Origin of the sequence: Pseudarthrobacter cellobiosi (assembly GCF_023913755.1) — a bacterium.
Classification (GTDB): Bacteria; Actinomycetota; Actinomycetes; order Actinomycetales; family Micrococcaceae; genus Arthrobacter; species Arthrobacter cellobiosi.
On sequence record NZ_JAMXBJ010000008.1, the window covers coordinates 1 to 5,515 of the forward strand.

A 5,515-nucleotide genomic window follows, 5' to 3' on the forward strand; every position below is an offset into this window, starting at 1 on the left:
TGTTATTGTGTTGTGTTTTTTGTTCCCTGGGCAACGTGCCGTCCGTGGACGGGTTTGTTGTTTGGGAACCACATAGTGGACGCAAGCAGTCTTGTTATCTTCTTACCAGTGCTTGATGTGAACGTCTTTTGAATGCCGTTCACGCAGTGGTGTGTGGTGTAAGTTATCGGCCTATTAGTACCGGTCAGCTTCACGAGTCGTTAGTCCTCGCTTCCACATCCGGCCTATCAACCCAGTGGTCTGGCTGGGGGCCTCTCACACACAAGGTGTATGGAAATCTCATCTCGAAGCGAGCTTCCCGCTTAGATGCTTTCAGCGGTTATCCCATCCGAACGTAGCTAATCAGCGGTGCACTTGGCAGTACAACTGACACACCAGAGGTTCGTCCGTCCCGGTCCTCTCGTACTAAGGACAGCCCTTCTCAAATTTCCTGCGCGCGCAGCGGATAGGGACCGAACTGTCTCACGACGTTCTAAACCCAGCTCGCGTACCGCTTTAATGGGCGAACAGCCCAACCCTTGGGACCTACTCCAGCCCCAGGATGCGACGAGCCGACATCGAGGTGCCAAACCATGCCGTCGATATGGACTCTTGGGCAAGATCAGCCTGTTATCCCCGAGGTACCTTTTATCCGTTGAGCGACGGCCATTCCACAATGTACCGCCGGATCACTAGTCCCGACTTTCGTCCCTGCTCGAGATGTCTCTCTCACAGTCAAGCTCCCTTGTGCACTTACACTCGACACCTGATTGCCAACCAGGCTGAGGGAACCTTTGGGCGCCTCCGTTACTTTTTAGGAGGCAACCGCCCCAGTTAAACTACCCATCAGGCACTGTCCCTGACCCGGATTACGGGCCGAAGTTAGATGTCCAAAGTGACCAGAGTGGTATTTCAACGATGACTCCACCCGAACTGGCGTCCGGGCTTCAACGTCTCCCACCTATCCTACACAAGCCACTCCGAACACCAATACCAAACTATAGTAAAGGTCTCGGGGTCTTTCCGTCCTGCTGCGCGTAACGAGCATCTTTACTCGTACTGCAATTTCGCCGAGTTTATGGTTGAGACAGCGGGGAAGTCGTTACTCCATTCGTGCAGGTCGGAACTTACCCGACAAGGAATTTCGCTACCTTAGGATGGTTATAGTTACCACCGCCGTTTACTGGGGCTTGAATTCTCAGCTTCGCCGTAAGGCTAACCGGTCCTCTTAACCTTCCAGCACCGGGCAGGAGTCAGTCCGTATACATCGTCTTGCGACTTCGCACGGACCTGTGTTTTTAGTAAACAGTCGCTTCCCCCTGGTCTCTGCGGCCCCGATCCCCTCCCACCAGCAAGTGGTGTTCAAGGTTGGGGCCCCCCTTCTCCCGAAGTTACGGGGGCATTTTGCCGAGTTCCTTAACCATAATTCTCTCGATCGCCTTAGTATTCTCTACCTGATCACCTGTGTCGGTTTGGGGTACGGGCGGCTAAAACCTCGCGTCGATGCTTTTCTCGGCAGCATAGGATCACCAAATCCCCCCGTGAGGGGGTCCCATCAGATCTCAGGCATCATGAACGGCGGATTTGCCTACCGTTCGCCCTACATCCTTAGACCGGGACAACCATCGCCCGGCTTGGCTACCTTCCTGCGTCACACCTGTTAATACGCTTGCCTCCCAGGATCAGGTCCCGCGCTCCACCAAAACCCACATCACCCCGAAGGGTGGGCGGGCAGGCATCGGGCGGTTAGTATCCCCTGTTCAACATGGACGGTTTTTCGCCGGTACGGGAATATCAACCCGTTGTCCATCGACTACGCCTGTCGGCCTCGCCTTAGGTCCCGACTTACCCAGGGCAGATTAGCTTGACCCTGGAACCCTTGATCATTCGGCGGACGGGTTTCTCACCCGTCTTTCGCTACTCATGCCTGCATTCTCACTCGTGTAGGCTCCACCGCTGGTTTACACCGCGACTTCACTGCCCACACGACGCTCCCCTACCACTCCAGACGCCTGAACCAACCCACAAGGGGCGGCTTAGCTAATATCTGAAATCCACAACTTCGGCGGTGTACTTGAGCCCCGCTACATTGTCGGCGCGGAATCACTTGACCAGTGAGCTATTACGCACTCTTTTAAGGATGGCTGCTTCTAAGCCAACCTCCTGGTTGTCTTCGCAACTCCACATCCTTTCCCACTTAGCACACGCTTAGGGGCCTTAGTTGGTGGTCTGGGCTGTTTCCCTCTCGACTATGAAGCTTATCCCCCACAGTCTCACTGCTGCGCTCTCACTTACCGGCATTCGGAGTTTGGCTGACGTCAGTAACCTTGTAGGGCCCATTAGCCATCCAGTAGCTCTACCTCCAGCAAGAAACACGCAACGCTGCACCTAAATGCATTTCGGGGAGAACCAGCTATCACGAAGTTTGATTGGCCTTTCACCCCTACCCACAGCTCATCCCCTCCATTTTCAACTGAAGTGGGTTCGGTCCTCCACGACGTCTTACCGTCGCTTCAACCTGGCCATGGGTAGATCACTTCGCTTCGGGTCTAGATCACGCCACTGCAACGCCCTATTCAGACTCGCTTTCGCTACGGCTTCCCCACACGGGTTAACCTCGCGACGTAACACTAACTCGCAGGCTCATTCTTCAAAAGGCACGCCGTCACAACTACAAGGTTGCTCCGACGGATTGTAAGCACACGGTTTCAGGTACTGTTTCACTCCCCTCCCGGGGTACTTTTCACCTTTCCCTCACGGTACTGGTCCGCTATCGGTCATTAGGGAGTATTTAGGCTTATCAGGTGGTCCTGACAGATTCACACGGGATTTCTCGGGCCCCGTGCTACTTGGGATACTCTCCAGGCGGCACAAAACATTTCGGTTACGGGGCTCACACCCTCTCTGGCCGGCCTTTCAAGACCGTTCACCTATGCCTGCACATCACACCTCACCAGTCCGGCAGAACTGGTATGGAAAGTCCCACAACCCCGACCATGCAACGCCCGCCGGCTATCACACATGGAACGGTTTAGCCTGATCCGCGTTCGCTCGCCACTACTGACGGAATCACTATTGTTTTCTCTTCCTGCGGGTACTGAGATGTTTCACTTCCCCGCGTTCCCTCCACGCACCCTATGTGTTCAGATGCGGGTCACCAGGCAGCTCGCGCCCCTGGCGGGGTTTCCCCATTCGGAGACCCTGGGATCAAAGTCCGGTTATCGACTCCCCCAGGCTTATCGCAGATTCCTACGTCCTTCTTCGGCTCCTAATGCCAAGGCATCCACCGTGTGCTCTTAAAAACTTGACCACAAAAGATCAAAAACGCTAATTTTCGAGAGAACCACAGAAACCACCCACACCAAAAGGTGCAGACAGATCCAGGTTCATATTCTTGGAAATTGCTTCTTATAAAAGATGCTCGCGTCCACTATGTAGTTCTCAAACAACAACCCCAAACCACACACCCCACACACCCAAAAGTGCGTGATCGATGCAGCCAGGAAACCAGAAACAAACAAACCCGACAAAACAAACCACAACCCGTAAGCTGCAGCCCATCCCGACGGCCCTGTTGCCTCAGGACCCAACAGTGTGCCAAACACAAAACCACCCACCCCGCACCCACACCGTTCCAGGCAGACCGGCCATCCCAAAAGGACAACCAACCACCGTACTGGGCAAGGAGCAAAACAAGCGGCCGCTATTCGTTGATATTCCACCCTTGAGCACCCGCCGCAGAACAATCGTCTGCGCAACGGGCATATACTCCTGACAAACCCCCCACACCACATACATGGCATGAACAATCCGTAGGTGCTCCTTAGAAAGGAGGTGATCCAGCCGCACCTTCCGGTACGGCTACCTTGTTACGACTTAGTCCCAATCGCCAGTCCCACCTTCGACAGCTCCCTCCCACAAGGGGTTAGGCCACCGGCTTCGGGTGTTACCAACTTTCGTGACTTGACGGGCGGTGTGTACAAGGCCCGGGAACGTATTCACCGCAGCGTTGCTGATCTGCGATTACTAGCGACTCCGACTTCATGGGGTCGAGTTGCAGACCCCAATCCGAACTGAGACCGGCTTTTTGGGATTAGCTCCACCTCACAGTATCGCAACCCTTTGTACCGGCCATTGTAGCATGCGTGAAGCCCAAGACATAAGGGGCATGATGATTTGACGTCGTCCCCACCTTCCTCCGAGTTGACCCCGGCAGTCTCCTATGAGTCCCCGCCATAACGCGCTGGCAACATAGAACGAGGGTTGCGCTCGTTGCGGGACTTAACCCAACATCTCACGACACGAGCTGACGACAACCATGCACCACCTGTAAACCGACCGCAAGCGGGGCACCTGTTTCCAGGTATTTCCGGTTCATGTCAAGCCTTGGTAAGGTTCTTCGCGTTGCATCGAATTAATCCGCATGCTCCGCCGCTTGTGCGGGCCCCCGTCAATTCCTTTGAGTTTTAGCCTTGCGGCCGTACTCCCCAGGCGGGGCACTTAATGCGTTAGCTACGGCGCGGAAAACGTGGAATGTCCCCCACACCTAGTGCCCAACGTTTACGGCATGGACTACCAGGGTATCTAATCCTGTTCGCTCCCCATGCTTTCGCTCCTCAGCGTCAGTTAATGCCCAGAGACCTGCCTTCGCCATCGGTGTTCCTCCTGATATCTGCGCATTTCACCGCTACACCAGGAATTCCAGTCTCCCCTACATCACTCTAGTCTGCCCGTACCCACCGCAGATCCGGAGTTGAGCCCCGGACTTTCACGGCAGACGCGACAAACCGCCTACGAGCTCTTTACGCCCAATAATTCCGGATAACGCTTGCGCCCTACGTATTACCGCGGCTGCTGGCACGTAGTTAGCCGGCGCTTCTTCTGCAGGTACCGTCACTTTCGCTTCTTCCCTACTGAAAGAGGTTTACAACCCGAAGGCCGTCATCCCTCACGCGGCGTCGCTGCATCAGGCTTTCGCCCATTGTGCAATATTCCCCACTGCTGCCTCCCGTAGGAGTCTGGGCCGTGTCTCAGTCCCAGTGTGGCCGGTCACCCTCTCAGGCCGGCTACCCGTCGTCGCCTTGGTGAGCCATTACCTCACCAACAAGCTGATAGGCCGCGAGTCCATCCAAAACCACAATAAAGCTTTCCACCCCCCACCATGCGATGAGGAGTCATATCCGGTATTAGACCCAGTTTCCCAGGCTTATCCCAGAGTTAAGGGCAGGTTACTCACGTGTTACTCACCCGTTCGCCACTAATCCCCCCACAAGTGAGGTTCATCGTTCGACTTGCATGTGTTAAGCACGCCGCCAGCGTTCATCCTGAGCCAGGATCAAACTCTCCGTTGAAGTAAAACAGACACAACCACCAACCCCGGAAATAACAGGATAAAATGGCTGCACAAAATTTGAAACCAGCTGTAAAAACCAGACCACACCACGGGGTGGCGGATCCAATCAATTCAACCAATTCAATACAATAAATTGGTATCAACAAACTTGGCACACTATTGAGTTCTCAAACAACAGACACA

Annotated in this window: 2 rRNA genes; both read right to left on the reverse strand. The window is 54.6% G+C overall.

Annotated elements, in window-relative coordinates:
• Positions 1 to 153 precede the first annotated feature (153 nt).
• A 23S ribosomal RNA gene (locus tag NG696_RS00075) occupies positions 154 to 3,289 on the reverse strand.
• 517 nt (positions 3,290 to 3,806) lie between these two features.
• Positions 3,807 to 5,330 (reverse strand): 16S ribosomal RNA (locus tag NG696_RS00080).
• The 16S and 23S rRNA genes sit together here, the layout of an rRNA operon.
• Positions 5,331 to 5,515 lie beyond the last annotated feature (185 nt).